The sequence below is a fragment of the Pseudomonas rhodesiae genome (genome assembly GCF_013285305.1).
In the GTDB taxonomy this organism is placed as follows: Bacteria; Pseudomonadota; Gammaproteobacteria; order Pseudomonadales; family Pseudomonadaceae; genus Aquipseudomonas; species Aquipseudomonas rhodesiae.
In genome coordinates this window covers 117,409-133,041 of record NZ_CP054205.1, presented here as the reverse complement: position 1 = coordinate 133,041, position 15,633 = coordinate 117,409, and the positions used below count along the sequence as shown (strand labels likewise).

At 61.5% G+C, this 15,633-nt stretch carries 15 protein-coding genes; 6 read left to right on the top strand and 9 right to left on the bottom strand.

The annotated features are described in order from the left end of the window. Positions 1-111: 111 nt before the first annotated feature. Both hexR and HRH33_RS00585 read left to right on the top strand, forming a co-directional pair. Positions 112-978: a transcriptional regulator HexR gene (gene hexR / locus HRH33_RS00590; protein ID WP_003187110.1), complete on the top strand. Its 867-nt coding sequence runs from the start codon at positions 112-114 to the stop codon at positions 976-978. Positions 979-1,126: 148 nt separating this feature from the next. Beyond that, entirely contained in the window at positions 1,127-1,324 is a 198-nt protein-coding gene (locus HRH33_RS00585; RefSeq protein WP_080761500.1) for a PA3496 family putative envelope integrity protein, read from the top strand. Here HRH33_RS00585 and HRH33_RS00580 read toward each other — a convergent pair. Continuing rightward, positions 1,254-2,228 carry a LysR family transcriptional regulator gene (locus HRH33_RS00580; RefSeq protein ID WP_034101547.1) on the bottom strand — a complete coding sequence of 325 codons (975 nt, stop codon included), beginning with the start codon at positions 2,226-2,228 and terminating at the stop codon, positions 1,254-1,256. The two genes, HRH33_RS00585 and HRH33_RS00580, sit on opposite strands and share 71 nt — an antisense overlap. A 196-nt stretch (positions 2,229-2,424) precedes the next feature. Here HRH33_RS00580 and HRH33_RS00575 point away from each other — a divergent pair, with 196 nt between their 5' ends. Beyond that, positions 2,425-3,840 (top strand): acetyl-CoA carboxylase biotin carboxylase subunit, encoded by a 1,416-nt coding sequence (locus HRH33_RS00575; RefSeq protein WP_034101546.1) that lies wholly within the window; start codon positions 2,425-2,427, stop codon positions 3,838-3,840. A 100-nt stretch (positions 3,841-3,940) separates the two neighbouring features. Continuing rightward, a complete protein-coding gene (gene oadA, locus HRH33_RS00570; protein ID WP_034139860.1) occupies positions 3,941-5,749 on the top strand; it encodes a sodium-extruding oxaloacetate decarboxylase subunit alpha in 1,809 nt (602 codons plus the stop codon). A 74-nt stretch (positions 5,750-5,823) separates the two neighbouring features. On the opposite strand, the gene HRH33_RS00565 is transcribed toward oadA, so the two are convergent. The 3 genes from HRH33_RS00565 to HRH33_RS00555 form a co-directional block, all read right to left on the bottom strand. Further along, positions 5,824-7,134 carry an autotransporter outer membrane beta-barrel domain-containing protein gene (locus HRH33_RS00565; RefSeq protein ID WP_167417343.1) on the bottom strand — a complete coding sequence of 437 codons (1,311 nt, stop codon included), beginning with the start codon at positions 7,132-7,134 and terminating at the stop codon, positions 5,824-5,826. Positions 7,135-7,308: 174 nt separating this feature from the next. Further along, positions 7,309-8,112 (bottom strand): amino acid ABC transporter permease, encoded by an 804-nt coding sequence (locus HRH33_RS00560; RefSeq protein ID WP_167417342.1) that lies wholly within the window; start codon positions 8,110-8,112, stop codon positions 7,309-7,311. Then, positions 8,109-8,930, bottom strand: a complete 822-nt coding sequence (locus tag HRH33_RS00555) for an ABC transporter substrate-binding protein (protein WP_034101542.1) — start codon at positions 8,928-8,930, stop codon at positions 8,109-8,111. Before HRH33_RS00555 ends, HRH33_RS00560 begins: the two co-directional genes overlap by 4 nt. A gap of 113 nt (positions 8,931-9,043) precedes the next feature. Between HRH33_RS00555 and HRH33_RS00550 the strand changes: the two genes are divergently transcribed. Continuing rightward, the gene (locus HRH33_RS00550; RefSeq protein WP_167417341.1) at positions 9,044-9,943 is read left to right on the top strand and encodes a homocysteine S-methyltransferase family protein; all 900 of its coding nucleotides are present in this window, start codon (positions 9,044-9,046) and stop codon (positions 9,941-9,943) included. A gap of 3 nt (positions 9,944-9,946) precedes the next feature. Here the strand turns inward: HRH33_RS00550 and HRH33_RS00545 are convergent, their stop codons facing one another. The 3 genes from HRH33_RS00545 to HRH33_RS00535 are packed head-to-tail and all read right to left on the bottom strand — an operon-like array spanning position 9,947 to position 11,716. Then, positions 9,947-10,624 carry a GNAT family N-acetyltransferase gene (locus HRH33_RS00545; RefSeq protein WP_034115480.1) on the bottom strand — a complete coding sequence of 226 codons (678 nt, stop codon included), beginning with the start codon at positions 10,622-10,624 and terminating at the stop codon, positions 9,947-9,949. Positions 10,625-10,634: 10 nt separating this feature from the next. Continuing rightward, positions 10,635-11,081, bottom strand: coding sequence for a GNAT family N-acetyltransferase (locus tag HRH33_RS00540; RefSeq protein WP_167417340.1), 447 nt, complete (start codon positions 11,079-11,081; stop codon positions 10,635-10,637). Continuing rightward, entirely contained in the window at positions 11,078-11,716 is a 639-nt protein-coding gene (locus tag HRH33_RS00535; RefSeq protein WP_034139855.1) for an FMN-binding negative transcriptional regulator, read from the bottom strand. Before HRH33_RS00535 ends, HRH33_RS00540 begins: the two co-directional genes overlap by 4 nt. Before the next feature lie 87 nt (positions 11,717-11,803). Between HRH33_RS00535 and pdxR the strand changes: the two genes are divergently transcribed. Then, positions 11,804-13,339: a MocR-like pyridoxine biosynthesis transcription factor PdxR gene (pdxR, locus tag HRH33_RS00530; protein WP_167417339.1), complete on the top strand. Its 1,536-nt coding sequence runs from the start codon at positions 11,804-11,806 to the stop codon at positions 13,337-13,339. Positions 13,340-13,393: 54 nt separating this feature from the next. On the opposite strand, the gene HRH33_RS00525 is transcribed toward pdxR, so the two are convergent. Together HRH33_RS00525 and HRH33_RS00520 are read right to left on the bottom strand one after the other, a co-directional pair. After that, positions 13,394-14,485, bottom strand: coding sequence for a polyamine ABC transporter substrate-binding protein (locus HRH33_RS00525; RefSeq protein WP_040266697.1), 1,092 nt, complete (start codon positions 14,483-14,485; stop codon positions 13,394-13,396). Beyond that, positions 14,482-15,516 (bottom strand): histone deacetylase family protein, encoded by a 1,035-nt coding sequence (locus HRH33_RS00520; protein ID WP_167417338.1) that lies wholly within the window; start codon positions 15,514-15,516, stop codon positions 14,482-14,484. Before HRH33_RS00520 ends, HRH33_RS00525 begins: the two co-directional genes overlap by 4 nt. Positions 15,517-15,633 lie beyond the last annotated feature (117 nt).

Genomic DNA, 15,633 nt, shown 5'->3' with positions numbered 1-15,633 from the left:
GGGCAGCAGGGCGATTTAGTGACGTGTTGGACGGGCAAAAGCGCAATTCTTGTAGTATAACTACAAGCTTGCTACATCCCCTGGCCCTGCCAATAACAAGAGTCCTGCCCTTTGAACCTGTTGCAACATATCGCCCAGTCGCGCCACCTGTTACGCAAATCGGAACTCAAGGTTGCCGATCATGTGCTGCTTGACCCTGCGGCTGTGATGCACAGTTCCATGGCCGACCTGGCCCACAGCGTGGGCATCAGCGAACCGACCATCGTGCGTTTTTGCCGCGCCATCGGTTGTTCCGGGTTCCAGGACTTAAAACTCAAACTGGCCCAAAGCCTGGCTGCTGGCGCCAGCTTTGGTCAGTTCGCGATTCACGAAGACGATTCCGTCGCCGACTACAGCCTGAAAATCTTCGACACCACCTTGCACACCCTGATGGAAGTGCGCGAAAAGCTCGACCCGGTGGCGCTGCAAAAAGCCGTGACGGCCATGTCTCAGGCCCAGCGTGTGGAGTTTTACGGTTTTGGCGCCTCCGGTGCGGTAGCGGCCGATGCCCAGCACAAATTCTTCCGTCTATTGCTCACGGCGGCGGCCTACAGCGACCCGCATATGCAGGCGATGTCGGCCGTGACCTTGAAGCCGACCGACGTGGCGATCTGCATTTCCCAGTCGGGCCGCTCCAAGGACCTGCTGATCACCGCCAACCTGGTGCGTGAAAGCGGTGCGTCGTTGATCACCCTGTGCCCGAGCCAGACACCGTTGGCGGAACTGTCCACGGTCAATCTGGCCATCGATGTGCACGAAGACACTGAAATCTACACCCCGCTGACCTCACGTATCGCCCATCTGGTGGTGATCGATGTGTTGGCCATGGGCGTGGCCATGGCGCGCGGGCCGAGCCTGGTCAATCACCTCAAGAGCGTGAAGCGCAGCTTGCGCAGCCTGCGTCTCTCGCCCAAATCCGTCAAAGCCCTCGACGACTGAACGCTGTAGATACAGGCAAATGTGGGAGGGCGCTTGCCCTCTCCGACATTGGATTGTCCTGTGTGTCCAGAATCTTCATCAGGCTGTCATCGCCCCGTCATCCCCCAAGGCCATCCTGAACTCCCGTACTCGCATTGGGAGATTCCAAATGGCACGTCCCTACGAAGACAGCAACAGCGCCGTCAAGACCCGTCGTCAGCAGGAAGACCAGCGCCGCATGGCGTTTCGTCGCGCAATCGAAGACCGTTGTGAGGAGCGCCAATTGCTCCAGAGCATCAGTGACTACCCGGAACTTCATTGGCAGGCACCCGCGGCCGCCCAGCGAAGCGCTCAGCCAGCGCGCTGATCTGCACCCGTTCGCTGCGGATAAAGCCCAGGAACGCATGGGCCACCGGTGACAGGCGCTTGGCCTTGGCCTGCACCAGGCACCAACTGCGGTAAAGCGGCAGCTCTTCCACCGGCAGCTCTTTGAGCCCGCCGGTGGCAAGTTCCAGGTTCAGGGCGTGGCGGGTCAGCAGGGCGATGCCCAGGCCGGCCACCACGCATTCGCGCTGCGCTTCGGCCGAGGCCACTTCTACCGTCTGGGTGAAGTGCACACGTTTTTCCTTGAAGTATTCTTCGCAGGCCAGCCGTGTACCGGAGCCGGGTTCGCGCAGCAGCAGGGTGTAGGGTTCCAGGTCTTGCAGGCGCAGTGGGCCTTGCAGGCTCAGCGGATGATCCGGCAACGCCACGGCGACGATGGGGTTATTCAGGAAGGGCAGGAATTCCAGGCCCATGTCCTGGGGCACCATGGACATGATCACCAGGTCGTCCCGGTTGTCCGAGAGGCGGCGGATCACCTGGGCGCGGTTGACCACGGTCAGTTGCAGTTGCACCTCCGGATGCTGGCGCTTGAAGGCGGCGAACAGGTGCGGCACGAAGTACTTGGCGCTGGACTCCACCGCCAGCTTCAACTGGCCTTGCAGCGAGCCCTGCATGTCCGACAACTGCATATCGAGGTTTTCCAGGCGCCCGAAGATATCGCGGCTGGCCCGTTGCAGAGCCTCGGCGGCCTCGGTCATATAGAGTTTCTTGCCGACATAGTCGAACAGCGGCTGGCCGATCAGCTCTTCGAGCTGGCGGATTTGCAGGCTGACCGCCGGTTGTGTCAGGGACATTTCCTCGGCGGCGCGGCTGTAAGAACGCAAATCGCACACTTCATTGAAGATTTGCAATTGACGCAACGTCATACGCATCAATGACTTACGCATTATTTCATTCCTTTCGCCCAAGGCCGTCCGGCCAACTATAAGTCTTTACTTATGCACGACCCAATAATTATTGATTTTTGTTAATCCCTTGCGCGGCTTAGTGTGTGTCTCGCGACTGACCTGAAACATTTGGTCACGCGTCGACCCGGCTCCAGCGGGTCGAAGAATGCAGCAATCGGCTCAAGGGAATTTCCAAGTGATAAAAAAGATCCTGATCGCCAACCGCGGTGAAATTGCCGTCCGCATCGTGCGGGCGTGCGCCGAGATGGGTATCCGTTCGGTCGCGGTCTATTCCGATGCCGACCGCCACGCGTTGCACGTCAAACGGGCCGACGAAGCCCACAGCATCGGCGCCGAGCCTCTGGCGGGCTACCTCAACCCGCGCAAGCTGGTGAACCTGGCGGTGGAAACCGGTTGCGATGCCCTGCACCCTGGCTATGGTTTCCTGTCGGAAAACGCTGAATTGGCGGATATCTGCGCCGAACGTGGGATCAAGTTCATCGGCCCCGCCGCTGAAGTGATCCGCCGCATGGGCGACAAGACCGAAGCGCGCCGCAGCATGATCAAGGCCGGCGTGCCGGTTACCCCCGGCACCGAAGGCAACGTGGCCGACATCCACGAAGCGCTCACCGAAGGCGACCGTATCGGTTACCCGGTGATGCTCAAGGCCACGTCCGGTGGTGGCGGTCGCGGCATCCGTCGCTGCAACAGCCGCGAAGAACTCGAACAAGCCTTCCCCCGCGTCATCTCCGAAGCCACCAAAGCTTTCGGTTCGGCGGAAGTGTTCCTGGAAAAATGCATCGTCAACCCTAAGCACATCGAAGCGCAGATCCTCGGTGACAGCTTTGGCAACGTGGTGCATTTGTTCGAGCGCGATTGCTCGATCCAGCGCCGTAACCAAAAGTTGATCGAGATTGCCCCCAGCCCGCAGCTGACCCCCGAACAGCGCGCCTACATCGGCGACCTGTCGGTGCGCGCGGCCAAAGCCGTGGGGTACGAGAACGCCGGCACCGTGGAGTTCCTGCTCGCCGAGGGCGAGGTGTACTTCATGGAGATGAACACCCGGGTGCAGGTGGAACACACCATCACCGAAGAAATCACCGGGATCGACATCGTTCGTGAGCAGATCCGCATCGCCTCGGGCCTGCCGTTGTCGGTGAAACAGGAAGACATCCAGCACCGTGGCTTTGCGTTGCAGTTTCGTATCAACGCCGAAGACCCGAAGAACAATTTCCTGCCCAGCTTCGGCAAGATCACCCGTTACTACGCCCCCGGCGGCCCCGGCGTGCGCACCGACACGGCGATCTACACCGGTTACACCATCCCGCCGTTCTACGACTCCATGTGCCTGAAACTGGTGGTCTGGGCGTTGACCTGGGAAGAAGCCATGGACCGCGGCCTGCGTGCCCTGGACGACATGCGCCTGCAAGGCGTGAAGACCACCGCCGCCTACTATCAGGAAATCCTACGCAACCCGGAATTCCGCAGCGGCCAGTTCAACACCAGTTTTGTGGAAAGCCACCCTGAGCTGACCAACTACTCGATCAAGCGCAAACCCGAAGAGCTGGCCCTGGCCATCGCCGCCGCCATTGCCGCGCATGCGGGTTTATGAATAAACAGCGGCAAGTTGTCAGCGGCAAGCTGCAAGTAAAGGCAGATTGGCTTTTTCTTGCGGCTTGTAGCTTGAAGCTTGCCGCTATGAGGAGATACCAATGACTAAAAAGATCTTCGTTACTGACACCATCCTGCGCGACGCCCACCAATCGTTGCTGGCCACCCGCATGCGCACCGACGACATGCTGCCGATCTGCGACAAGCTCGACAAAGTCGGCTACTGGTCCCTGGAAGTCTGGGGCGGCGCAACCTTCGACGCCTGCGTGCGCTTCCTAAAGGAAGACCCATGGGAGCGCCTGCGCAAACTGCGCGCCGCGTTGCCCAACACGCGCCTGCAAATGCTGCTGCGTGGGCAGAACCTGCTGGGCTACCGCCACTACAGCGATGACGTGGTCAAAGCCTTCGTAGCCAAGGCGGCTGTAAATGGCATCGACGTATTCCGCATTTTCGATGCGATGAACGACGTGCGTAACCTGCGCGTGGCCATCGAAGCGGTGAAAGCCGCGGGCAAACATGCCCAAGGCACCATCGCCTACACCACCAGCCCCGTGCACACCGTCGAGGCATTCGTCGCCCAGGCCAAGCAGTTGGAATCCATGGGCTGCGACTCCATCGCGATCAAGGACATGGCTGGCCTGCTGACGCCGTACGCTACTGGCGAACTGGTCAAGGCGTTGAAAGCCGAGCAAAGCCTGCCGGTGTTTATCCACTCCCACGACACCGCCGGCCTGGCTGCGATGTGCCAACTCAAGGCCATCGAAAACGGTGCCGACCATATCGACACCGCCATCTCCAGCTTCGCCTGGGGCACCAGCCACCCGGGCACTGAATCGATGGTCGCCGCCCTTAAGGGCAGCGAGTTCGACACCGGCCTCGATCTGGAGCTGCTGCAAGAGATCGGCCTGTACTTCTACGCGGTGCGTAAGAAGTACCACCAGTTCGAGAGCGAATTCACCGCAGTCGACACCCGGGTGCAAGTCAACCAGGTGCCTGGCGGCATGATTTCCAACCTGGCCAACCAGCTCAAAGAGCAGGGCGCCCTCAACCGCATGAGCGAAGTGCTGGCGGAAATCCCGCGGGTACGCGAAGACCTCGGTTTCCCACCGTTGGTGACCCCGACCTCGCAAATCGTCGGCACCCAGGCGTTCTTCAACGTGCTGGCCGGTGAGCGCTACAAGACCATTACCAACGAAGTGAAGTTGTACCTGCAAGGTGGCTACGGCAAAGCGCCGGGCGTGGTGAACGAAAAACTGCGCCGTCAGGCCATTGGCAGCGAAGACGTGATCGACGTGCGCCCGGCTGACCTGCTCAAGCCAGAAATGACCAAGCTGCGTGGGGAAATCGGTGGGCTGGCCAAGTCTGAAGAAGACGTGCTGACCTACGCCATGTTCCCGGACATCGGGCGCAAGTTCCTTGAAGAGCGCGAAGCCGGGACGCTGGCGCCGGAAGTGCTGTTGCCGATCCCAGAAGCCGGCGGCGTGGCCCGTGCCGGTGGCGAAGGGGTGCCGACCGAGTTCGTCATTGACGTGCACGGCGAAAGCTACCGCGTCGACATCACTGGTGTGGGCGTGAAGGCCGAAGGCAAGCGGCATTTCTACCTGTCCATCGACGGCATGCCGGAAGAAGTGGTGTTCGAACCGCTCAATGAATTCGTCAGCAGCGGCGGTAACCAGCGCAAGCACGCCACGGCGCCGGGCCATGTGAGCACCGCGATGCCGGGCAATATCGTCGATGTACTGGTCAAGGAAGGCGACATGGTCAAAGCCGGTCAGGCTGTGTTGATCACCGAAGCCATGAAGATGGAGACCGAAGTGCAGGCCGCCATTGCCGGTAAGGTGACGGCCGTGCATGTGGCCAAGGGCGATCGGGTCAACCCTGGCGAAATCCTGATTGAAATCGAAGGCTGATACAGCCTTCGATACAACCGCTTAATCCTCGGGGGAGCAGGTGCTCCCCTTTTTTTTGCGCCGGATTTGACGCCTTAGAACGCCATCGCCCACTGCCCCATCAAGCCTTGGTTGCGACTGTGGCTGCCGAAGGCGGCGGTGTAAGTCAGGCCCACGCTGTGTTCGGCCGACAGTGCCAGATCCAGGCCGGTGCGCAGGGTCAGGTTATCTCGGTCCAGGGACGTGCCGCCGATGGTGAACTCGCTGTTGAAGTCTTCGCGTTTCTCCTCAACAAACGACTGACGCACGCGACTGCTCACGTCGCCATACAGGTGTTTCCAACTGGCGCTCAGGTTCGGTTTGAGGGTCATCTGGTTATCCAGCGTGAAGTTCTTGGCCACCCGCAGACCCAAGGTGCTGCTGAGGTTTTGTTGAGTCTGAGACCCGACATTCAGCGCGCTGTAGCCGCCTTTTTCCTGAAAACCCTGACGGTGATAACGCGCGAAGCCGATACCGGCAAACGGTTCGGCGCGTAGGTCGCCGGTGTCCAATCGATAGCCCAATTCGGCGAATACATTCTGGCTGACGGCCTTGTATTGGCCGGTGAGATGTTCGCGGTAATCGATGAAATTGAAATCGACCTCGCGCTTGTTTTGCCCCGCGTGGCGGCTGTACAGCGCACCCAGGCGCAGTGCAATCGGCCCGTCCTGACGTGCCGCGTAAGCGCCCAGGTGCCAGCTGTCCACGTCGCCCTTGAAACGACCGGCGCTGAGGTCGCTAGCGGATTTGCCGCCCACCAGGCCGATCCGCCAAGCGTGATCAAGGGACCAATCGGCTCCCAGCAACACGCCTTGGCGACGCTGTTTCAAACCGGCGCTGCCGTGTTGTGCGTCGAGATTGCCGCTGCTTCCAAAGGCCTGCAGCCACACGCGGCCTGCCTCGTCGGTGTCGTTATCCAACTGGCGGATGGCCGAAAGCAGGCTGGCGTTCAAAGGCTCCAAGCTGGCTTGGGTGGCCGTGCCCAGGTTGGCGTTATGGCTGCCCGCCAGTTGCTCAAGCCAAACCCCCAGGCGACCGGGTTCGAGGCTGGCGAGATACTGCGCGTAATGTTCCAGATGGTATTTCTCCCGTGGGCCGAATTCATCCGATGCCAGCAGTTCGTCTACCGCCGCATCCAGCACACGGGCCACGCTCAGGCCGTTGCGGCTGATGGCACGGTCGGCGAAATAAAAGTCTTCCGGTGCGGGCTTCACCGGCTGATAAGGGTGTTTGGTGCTGCTCATTCTAAGTGGCTGCAGCACTTCATCCTCTGGCGCCATATCGCCGCGAGCCTGTGCATGTTGAGCCCCGATTGCACCCAATGCCAAGGTGATGGCGAGTGCGAATTGCTTGTGTATGAGCGGCATGTAAACCCACCTCGTGATGTATGAGGCGGGGAATTTAGCGAGGTGTCTGGGGGATAACTGTCAGGCCGGTTGCTGCGGGTTTGCGGGAGATGTCTCTAGTCCGTTGCGATAAAACAATTCGTTAAATCTGCACAGCATTGAGTGCACGGTGAATCAGTCGCGATCGACACCCCTTCACCCCCGCCCCGCATAGCCCTTGCCGTAGTACCGCTCCATGCGTGCCTGGATCAGTTCCAGGCCCAGGGACATCACCCAGTAGATGATCGCGGCGGTGGTGAGCATCTCGATGTAGCGGTAGCTCGAACGGCCGTAGGACTGCGCCAGGAACATCACTTCCCATACGCCCATCACCGAGATCAGTGACGAGTCCTTGAGCATCGAGATGAACTGGTTGGTGGCCGGCGGGATGATCGTGCGCATGGCCTGGGGCAGGGTGACGTGCCAGAAGATCTCGCGGTCGCGCATGCCCAGGGCCAGGGCGGCTTCCCGTTGGCCCTGGGGGACGCTAAGGATACCGGCGCGGAAAATCTCGCTCAGGTACGCGCCGTAGTTCAGCGACAGCGCGATGATCCCGGCGACGATTGCGCCCGGCACCAGCCCCAGCTGCGGCAGGCCCAGGTAGATCAGCAGGATCTGAATCAGCAGCGGCGTACCGCGGAAGAAAGACGCATAGAAACTGGCAATGCCAAAGGCCACGGCGCTTTTCGACAGGCGCCCCAGGGCGGTGATAAAGCCCAGCACCGACGACGCCAGCATCGAGCACAGACACAGGAACAGTGTCAGCGCCGCGCCCTGCAGGAAGCCATTGGGCGCCAGGTGCACGCCGAGCAGGTTGGGCAGCTTGTCGAGGATGATCGAGAACTTCAGGTCGAAGCTCAGGAAAAAGCTGGCGAACAGGGCGAACAATGCCGCCCAGGTCAGGTACAGGCGCGTGCGAAAACCGAACAGCCCGCGCGCAGGTTTGGGGAGATGACTCATTGGCTGATGTCGGCACCGATCCATTTTTGCGACAGCTTGCTCAAGGTGCCGTCCTGTTTCAACTGCGCGAAGACTTCACGCACTTTGCTGTCCCACTGCGGGTCGCCTTTTTCGATGGCTACCGAGTTGGGCTCGGCATACAGGGGCTCGCCAGCCAGCTTGAAGCGCTTGTCTTGATTCAGGCGCGGCTGGGCAGTGACCAGGTTGGTGAGGATCGCATCCAGGCGTACGCCCGCGCCCAGGCCGAGGTCCTGGAATGCCACGTTGTCGGTGTCATACGGTGCGATTTGCACGTCTTCGAACGGGTACTGCAACTGCGTGTCCTCAGCGCCTTCGATCACCAGGTTTTTATTCAGGTAGCTTTCATAGCTGGAGGCACTGGTCAGGCCGACCTTCTTGCCGCTCAGGTCCTTGGCGCCGTGGATGCGCTCATCCTTGGCGTTGACCACAATCACCGCAGGCGAGGCGTAGTACTCCACCGGGAAGTCGAACACCTCGGCGCGCGCCTTGCTCGGGGTCATGGAGCAGATGCAGATGTCATAGCGCCCGCTCCAGCGGCCGGCGGCGATCACGTCCCAGGACGGCGTTTCCAGGCGCAGCTTCACGCCCAGTTTCTGCGCCACGGCCTTGGCCACGTCGACATCGAAGCCGTCGAGCTGGTTCTGATCGTTGAGAAACGAAAACGGCGGGTAGCTTTCCATCAGCACGCCCACCAGTTCTTTTTTCTGTTCGATCCGATCCAGCGTGGCGCCGCCAAAGGCTTGGGTTGAAGCGGCCAGCATCGTCAGGCCCAGGGCCAATAGCGGTTTGAGTTTCAAAATGAACACCTGAATAAAAAAGAAGTTGTTATTAACCGATTGGTACGCATTAAATAGTTATAAGAACGACTCTCATAGTGAGTTATTTTCATAAGCATATGAGTAAAAGCTATATGGGCGCTAAAAGCACAGTAATTCTCGACGGCGGCATGGGCCGTGAACTGCAACGGCGCGGCGCGCCCTTCCGGCAGCCGGAGTGGTCGGCACTGGCCCTGAGCGAGGCCCCGCAAGCGGTAGAGGCGGTGCACGCGGCCTACATCGACAGCGGCGCCGATGTGATCACCAGCAACAGCTACGCCGTGGTGCCGTTCCATATCGGCGAAGCGCGCTTTGCCGCCGAAGGCCAGGCCCTGGCGGCGTTGGCGGGTGAATTGGCGCGCCGCGCAGCGGACGCCTCGGGCAAAGCCGTGCGCGTGGCGGGGTCGTTGCCGCCGTTATTCGGCTCGTACCGGCCGGATCTGTTCGAGCCGGCGCGAGTGTGCGAATTGCTCACGCCTTTGGTGCAGGGCCTGGCGCCCTATGTCGACCTGTGGCTGGCGGAAACCCAGAGTTCCATCGCCGAGGCGCGGGCGATCCACGCCGGTCTGCCAAAGGACGGCAAGCCATTCTGGCTGTCGTTTACCTTGAAAGACGAAGACACCGATGAAGTGCCGCGCCTACGTTCCGGCGAGCCGGTGGCGGACGCGGCCGAGGCGGCGGCGCAATTGGGTGTACAGGTGCTGCTGTTCAACTGCAGCCAGCCTGAAGTGATTGGCGCGGCGATCGATGCGGCGCGTCAGACCTTCGAACGCCTGGGCGTGCAGATCCAGATCGGCGCCTACGCCAATGCCTTCCCGCCGCAACCCAAGGAAGCCACGGCCAACGACGGCCTGGACCCGCTGCGCGAAGACCTCGACCCGCCGGGCTACCTGCAATGGGCTGCCGACTGGCAGGCCCGTGGCGCCAGTCACCTGGGCGGCTGCTGCGGGATCGGGCCGGAGCATATTGCGGTGCTGGCGCAGAAGCTGAACTGACGTTTAAAGCGCCTGGCGGCACTCCGCCAGGCTCTTAAGCTGCCCCGAAGCGGTCTGATTGGCCTCCGATAACCATTGCTCAAAAGCCGCGCCCACCACCGGCCATTCCCCGTCCAAAATCGAATACCACGCCGTGTCCCGGTTCTGCCCCTTGACCACCATGTGCTGGCGGAACACCCCTTCAAAACTGAACCCCAACCGTTCGGCCGCGTACTTGGAGCGGGCGTTGCCGTTGTTGCATTTCCACTCCAGGCGGCGATAACCCTGCTCGAAGGCGTACTTGGCCAGCAGGTACACCGCTTCGGTGCTTTTCGGCGAACGCTGCATCGGTGCGCCAAAGGTGACGTGGCCGATTTCGATGCGGCCCTGGGCCGGCACGATCGACATCAGGCTGAGGATGCCTTGCACCTCGCCGCTGGCGCGGTCGATCACGCTGAAGAAATACGGGTCGCTGTTGGCCGCGTGGTTGTTCAGCCAGGCATCGAAAGCGGTGCGCTCGGTAAACGGGCCATAGGGCAAGTAATCCCACAGTTTGGGGTCGGCGCCGGGGCCTTCGAGGGCTTGCCACAGTTGCTCGGCGTGGCGTGCGGGGTCGAGTTTTTCCAGGCGGATAAAGCGCCCTTCGAGCAGTTGAGCGGAGGGGGCCGGGGCACCTTTCCAGTCGGCGAGGGAAGTGGGCATGCTGCGCTCCTTAAAGACCTTGGCGAAATTGAATGAAACCCGGACGTTCGGCGATGCGTTCATACAGTTGGATCGCGGTGGCATTGGTTTCGTGGGTCAGCCAGTGCACCTTGCAGCAACCGTCGGCCTTGGCGGTGGCGTAGACGAATTCGATCAGTTTGCGACCCACGCCGGTGCCGCGTTGGGCGGGGTCCACCAACAGATCCTGCAGGTAGCAGGAATTCTCGATGCTCCAGTTGGAGCGATGGTAGATGAAGTTGACCATGCCCACCGCCTTGCCGTCCTGCCAGGCCAGCGCCGAATGGGTCGGTTCGCTGGGGTCGATCAGGCGCTGCCAGGTGTTTTGGGTGACGGCGTCCGGCAGTTCGGTGTTGTAGAACTTCAAGTACGCCTGCCACAGCGGCAGCCATGCGGCATGGTCGGCGGCGGTGACTGGGCGGATGTCGATCTGGCTCATTCAGCAACTCCTTGTGGAATAAAGCGGGCGAGGGTCTGGTCGCGTACGTCGTCGCTGGCCGCCAGGCCGTTACGCACGCCGTTGATGTCGGCCTGGCTGCGGTTCTGGCTGAGCTTGCGTTTGCCGATCACGCGCTCGATGGGCAGGGCGAAGCCAACGATGGCCTTGAGCATGCCGTCAATGTAATCGGCCGGCGCATCGCTGACGGCCCACGGCTGCGGGCGGCCGCCTTCGTGGCGATCGGTCAAAGCGCTGACCACGGCCAGCAAGCGCTCGGCATCGGTGAACACCTCGGCCTTGCCGTAGGCGTGCACCGCCAGGTAATTCCAAGTGGGCACGACTTTGCCGTGTTCGGCCTTGGCCGGGTAGAACGCGGGGCTGACGTAGGCGTCGGCGCCAGCAAAGATCACCAAGGCTTCAGCGCCGTTTTGCAAGTCGCGCCACTGTGGATTGGCCTTGGCCATATGCCCGTACAACGTGCCATTGGCGCCCTCATCGGGGTTGAGCAACAGCGGCAGGTGGCTGGCTTGCAAGCCGTGCTCGCCGACGCTGACCAGTTGCGCCAGACGGGTGTGCTGGATCAATTGCTGTATTTCTGGCAAGTCGTCGAGGGCAAAGGCGCGCGGTGTGTACATGATTATTTTCCTTGGCGAATGGCTGCATCCTAGGCAGGCTAATGGTCTGTTGTAAGAGCCATCTGTGGCCAATTTCATAGGTCCAATATGTCGCCCATTGCACCACCGTTGTCATTCAACCCCGCCGGTATCGAGCTGGACCGCCGCCAGGGCCTGACCCGCCAGCTCTACGACGCCCTGCGCCAGCGTGTATTGGATGGGCGCTTGGTTGGCGGCACGCGCTTGCCCGCCAGCCGTGATCTGGCGGCGGCCTTGGCGATTTCCCGTAACAGCGTGGTGCGCGCCTACGACCAGTTGTATGCCGAAGGCTTTATCGAAGGGCGGGTGGGAGACGGCACCTATGTTGCCCAATTGCCGACCGCTGAAAAACTATCCACAAAACTGTCCACAGGGTTATCACCAGGCTTATCCCCAGCCTTATCCACAAATTGGCTGGATTTACCGGTTAATTCGCTCCCCAAAGTTATCCACAAGGCGGGATTGGATCGTCTGGAAAACAACCATTTGCCGCCACCGCCGGCTGGCCCGCCTAAGGCTTTTCGTGTCGGCGTGCCGGCGTTCGATCTGTTCCCGTTTGAGGTATGGGCCAAGCTCAACGGGGCTTTCTGGCGCAAGCCGAACCTGGAGCAGTTGTGCTACGGCGATCCTGCCGGAGACGGTCGCCTGCGTGGCTTGATCGCGGCGTACCTGCGCAGTTCGCGGGGCTTGCAGTGCTCCGCTGAGCAAATAGTGATCACCAGTGGCGCGCAGCAGGCGATCAGCCTTTGTGCACAGCTGCTGGTGGAGCCCGGTGACGGCGTGGCGGTGGAAAATCCGGGCTATCGCGCCGCGGGCCATGCCTTCGCCCTGGCCGGTGCGCACCTGCATGGTGTGCCGGTGGATGCCGACGGCATCGAGTGTGAGGTGCTCGATACCTTGACTGACTGCCGCGCGGCCTATGTCACGCCGTCCCATCAGTACCCGCTCGGGGTGGTAATGAGCCTGGCGCGGCGCCTGGAACTGCTGGCCTGGGCCGAGCGCACGGGCGGCTGGATTATCGAGGACGACTACGATGGCGAGTACCGCTACAGCGGTGCACCGCTGTCGCCCCTGGCGGCGCTGGATCGTAGCGGCCGGGTGCTGTACGTCGGCACGTTCGGCAAAGTCGCATTTCCGGCTTTGCGCCTGGGCTACCTGGTGTTGCCGCCGGGGCTGGTGGATGCGTTCTCGCGGCGCCGCGCCGTGGATATGCGCCACTCGGAAGTCAGTACCCAGGCAGTCATGGCCGAATTCATGGCGGCGGGGCACTTTCAACGGCATATCCGCCGCATGCGCCGCGCCGCGCTGAGTCGGCGCAACACCTTGCTGGCAGGCTGGCCGGCGGCGCTGCCGGGGGTAGGCGAGTTGCCCACCGTGGCAGCGGGCCTGCACCTGACCGTGCGGGTGGACAGCCTCGCCCGGGAGCAACAATTGTTGGCACAGGCCCGCGCGGTGGATGTCGAGGTCAATGGCCTGAGCAGCTATTGGCTGCCGCACTCGGCCATTGCGCCGGATCAGCGCGCCGGCCTGGTGCTGGGGTTCGCCGCCGTGCCCGAGGCGGCCATCGCCCAGGCCTTGATGCGACTGCGTAAAGCCTGGTTCTGACTGTGGCGAACTTCAGTAAAGGACAGTTCGCACATTGCCCAGGTGGCGGCCGGCTCAGGTGCCGGACTTGATCTTGGTCCAGGCCCGCGTCCTGGCGCGCTCGGCCTTGTTGTCGAGGGGTTTTAAGGTGTACAGCGTGGCCATCGCTGCTTCGGTGGGGTAAAGGTTGGGGTTGTTGCGGATCGCTGGGTCGACCTGCGCGGTGGCGTCCTTGTTCGGGTTGGGGTAACCGACGAAATCGCTGATCGGCGCGATCACTTGGGGTTGCAGCAGGTAGTTGATAAAGGTGTAGGCGTCCTGCGGGTTTTTCGCGCCTTTGGGAATGGCCAGCATGTCGAACCAGATCGGTGCGCCTTCCTTGGGCAGGCGCATGTCCACGGTCACGCCGTTATTGGCTTCCTTGGCGCGGTTGGCGGCCTGGGAAAAGCTACCGGAGTAACCCACGGCCACGCAGATGTCGCCATTGGCGATGTCGGCCATGTATTTGGAGGAATGGAAGTAGGTGATGTAGGGGCGGATTTTCAGCAGCAGCGCTTCGGCTTTTTCATAGTCCTTGGGGTTCTGGCTGTTGGGGTCCAGGCCCAGGTGTTGCAGGGCCAGGGGCAGGATTTCCGAAGGCGAGTCGAGCAGGGCGACGCCGCACTGCTTGAGCTTGCTGATGTTTTCCGGCTTGAAGATCAAGTCCCAGCTGTCCACCGGCGCATCGTCGCCCAACGCCGCCTTGACCTTGGCCGGGTTGAAGCCGATCAGGATGGTGCCGTACATGTAGGGCACGGCGAATTTGTTGCCGGGGTCGTTGGCCTCGATCAGCTTCATCAGTTTGGGGTCCAGGTGGTTCCAGTTGGGTAACTGGCTGCGGTCCAGAGGCTGGAACACCCCGGCTTCGATCTGTTTGGCCAGGAATACGTTGGACGGTACCACCACGTCATAGCCGGAGTTGCCGGTCAGCAGCTTGGCTTCCAGGGCTTCGTTGGTATCGAAGATGTCGTAGATCAGCTTGATGGCCGGGTTGGCGGCCTTGAAATCATCCAGCGCCTTGGGCGTGATGTAGTCGAACCAGTTGTAGACCCGTAGGGTTTTTTCTTCGGCGTGCACGGCGCTGCTCGCCACGGCGGCGCAGAGCAACAGAGACCTGAATATGTTCATTCGGCTGACCCCTCAAAACCTTCGAGAACGTTGACGGCATTGATGCCGATTTCTTCCACCGCATAACCGCCTTCCATCACGAACAGCGTCGGCTTGCCGAGTTGGGCGATACGTTGCCCCATGGCCAGGTAGTCCGGGCTGTCGAGCTTGAACTGTGAGATCGGGTCGTCTTTGAACGTGTCGACCCCCAGCGACACCACCACAATATCGGCGCCATAGCCTTCGATCTCGGCGCAAGCGCTGTCCAGTGCAGCGCTCCAACGCGCCCAACCGGTGCCGGCCGGCAACGGGTAATTGAAGTTGAAGCCTTCGCCGGCGCCTTCGCCGCGCTCATCGGCATATCCGAGGAAAAACGGGAACTCGGCTTGCGGGTCGCCGTGGATGGAGGCGAAGAGCACGTCGTTGCGGGCGTAGAAAATCGATTGGGTGCCATTGCCGTGGTGGTAATCCACATCGAGGATCGCGACTTTGCGATGGCCCTGGTCGAGGAACGCCTGGGCGGCAATGGCTGCGTTATTGAGATAGCAATAACCGCCCATGAGGTCGGCGGCGGCGTGGTGACCGGGCGGGCGGCACAAGGCAAACGAACTGTGGGCACCGTTTTGGATCGCCTGCTGCGCGGTGAGCGCCACTTGCGCCGCGCTGTATGCCGCCTGCCAGGTGCCGGCGGTGATCGGCGCGCCGCCGTCGAAGCTGTAATAGCCCAATTGCCCGTGCAGGCTGGTGGGCATTACCTGGCGCAACGTGCGGGCGGGCCAGGTGTAGGGCAGCAAGTCGCCCTCCTGACCCGACAGGGCCCAGCGTGCCGACGCGCCTTTGAAGAATTCCAGGTAGGCCGGGTCATGAATGCGTGCCAGCGGCGCCAGGCCAAAGTCGTGGGGCGCCTGCACTGGGCCGAGTTCGCGTTGCTGGACTCGCTGCAATACATGGTCGGCGCGGGAGGGCATTTCGAAACAGGGCATCAGTTGCCCATCCATCAGTTCGCAGCGGCCGTGGTGCAGGTGATGATCGTCCGAGTAGATCGTCAGCATGTTGTTGTTCTCGCGGGCTGAGGGTGATGCCTTGCAGTGTTGCCGCGCCGGCGCGGCAAGAGAACGACAGGAGCGGCCAAAAGGGGATAAATATGGCCAGGCGCGCTGTCCAGTCTG

Excerpts from the sequence above, each read along its gene's own strand:
- oadA (WP_034139860.1), top strand. The coding sequence starts at position 3,941 with ATGACTAAAAAGATCTTCGTTACTGACACCATCCTGCGCGACGCCCAC.
- pdxR (WP_167417339.1), top strand. The coding sequence starts at position 11,804 with ATGTCGCCCATTGCACCACCGTTGTCATTCAACCCCGCCGGTATCGAG.
- HRH33_RS00550 (WP_167417341.1), top strand. The coding sequence starts at position 9,044 with ATGGGCGCTAAAAGCACAGTAATTCTCGACGGCGGCATGGGCCGTGAA.
- HRH33_RS00535 (WP_034139855.1), bottom strand. The coding sequence starts at position 11,716 with ATGTACACACCGCGCGCCTTTGCCCTCGACGACTTGCCAGAAATACAG.
- HRH33_RS00585 (WP_080761500.1), top strand. The coding sequence starts at position 1,127 with ATGGCACGTCCCTACGAAGACAGCAACAGCGCCGTCAAGACCCGTCGT.
- HRH33_RS00545 (WP_034115480.1), bottom strand. The coding sequence starts at position 10,624 with ATGCCCACTTCCCTCGCCGACTGGAAAGGTGCCCCGGCCCCCTCCGCT.
- HRH33_RS00580 (WP_034101547.1), bottom strand. The coding sequence starts at position 2,228 with ATGCGTAAGTCATTGATGCGTATGACGTTGCGTCAATTGCAAATCTTC.
- HRH33_RS00560 (WP_167417342.1), bottom strand. The coding sequence starts at position 8,112 with ATGAGTCATCTCCCCAAACCTGCGCGCGGGCTGTTCGGTTTTCGCACG.
- HRH33_RS00540 (WP_167417340.1), bottom strand. The coding sequence starts at position 11,081 with ATGAGCCAGATCGACATCCGCCCAGTCACCGCCGCCGACCATGCCGCA.
- HRH33_RS00520 (WP_167417338.1), bottom strand. The coding sequence starts at position 15,516 with ATGCTGACGATCTACTCGGACGATCATCACCTGCACCACGGCCGCTGC.
- HRH33_RS00525 (WP_040266697.1), bottom strand. The coding sequence starts at position 14,485 with ATGAACATATTCAGGTCTCTGTTGCTCTGCGCCGCCGTGGCGAGCAGC.
- HRH33_RS00565 (WP_167417343.1), bottom strand. The coding sequence starts at position 7,134 with ATGCCGCTCATACACAAGCAATTCGCACTCGCCATCACCTTGGCATTG.